Here is a 1065-nt window from a genome sequence, read left to right on the forward strand (position 1 = left end):
AGGGTGCTGGCGTAGGCGGCGGCGCTGTTGGCGATCGTCGCGCATGTGGTCTCTCCGAAGGCCTGCCGGGCTTCGGCGGCGGTCTCGCGCTCATGGGCGGCCACCTTGGCGTCACGAGCGGCGCGCAGCGTCAGGACCGTCTGCTGGGCGTCGGTGAGCTGCCGCTGGTAGTGGTTCAACGCCTTGTCGTCGAGCACGTCGACGTCGGCCCGGCGGGCTTCGAGGGCGACGAGCTGCTGCTCGGTGTTGGCGACCTTGGCCTCGATGCGCCCGATCTCGTTCGATCGCAGCGTGAAATCGGCGTTCTTGCCGTTTGTGCGGCGCTTCGGCCTGCTCGCGTTGACAAGAGCTTTCAGCAGCTCGTCGAGTGGCAGGCCGGCTAGGTCGCTGGCGCCTGCCGGCGGCAGCTTGAGACCGCCTTCTGCGGCTCGCTGGTCGGCTTCGGAGACGAAGCCTTCGTCATCGTCTTCGGACGGCGCCGGGCGAGCTGTCGACGATGGCGGCATGGCCGGCATGACGTCTTCGCCGTCGGTGTCGCCGAGACCGTCGGCGAACTCGTTATCGGCGAGATCGGCAAGCAGGGGATCGCGAGGGGCGGACATGTTCGGTGTCTCCGTTGAACTCATTTGGGACTATATTCCTAACAGGCGGTCAGGTGCAAGGTGTTTGGCCGCGAAAAGTGAGCTGCTCTGGAGGGTGAAAAACCCGCGTTTTGCGGACATTGGCGCGGACACATATTCAGTTATCGTCTAATTAATACAGCGAAATCAACTAGTTGTGTTAACACTGACTCTGACTATTCATCAGTTGATGGCTTTTCACCATGCGCGACGTGGGTCGAGCAGTTCCGCGCCGTTGCCGAAACGCCGCCGCCATGCGTCATCGGGCGAGGGCAGCTCCGGCGTGTCATCGTCAGGTGCTGGCGCTGCTGTCTGTCGGGGCGGCCGGCGCTCCTGTGTCGGCTCTGCCCTCGCTTCCGGGCGCCTGCTCCGCGCGATCGAGGGTTTCGCCGCCGCGGCGATCATCAGCGCAACGTCCAGCCGGTCGGGGCTGACAGGCGAGGGC

Annotated in this window: 2 protein-coding genes; both read right to left on the reverse strand. The window is 65.0% G+C overall.

Features of this window, described 5'->3' with window-relative positions; genetic code table 11:
- Positions 1-602 (reverse strand): hypothetical protein (locus tag EN745_RS35125; protein ID WP_145992343.1); only part of this gene is annotated, 602 nt, incomplete at its 3' end.
- A gap of 216 nt (positions 603-818) precedes the next feature.
- Positions 819-1065: hypothetical protein (locus EN745_RS36625; protein ID WP_210213790.1), on the reverse strand; the 247-nt coding region annotated here is incomplete at its 5' end.

Origin of the sequence: Mesorhizobium sp. M4A.F.Ca.ET.022.05.2.1 (assembly GCF_003998845.1) — a bacterium.
Lineage (GTDB): Bacteria > Pseudomonadota > Alphaproteobacteria > Rhizobiales > Rhizobiaceae > Mesorhizobium.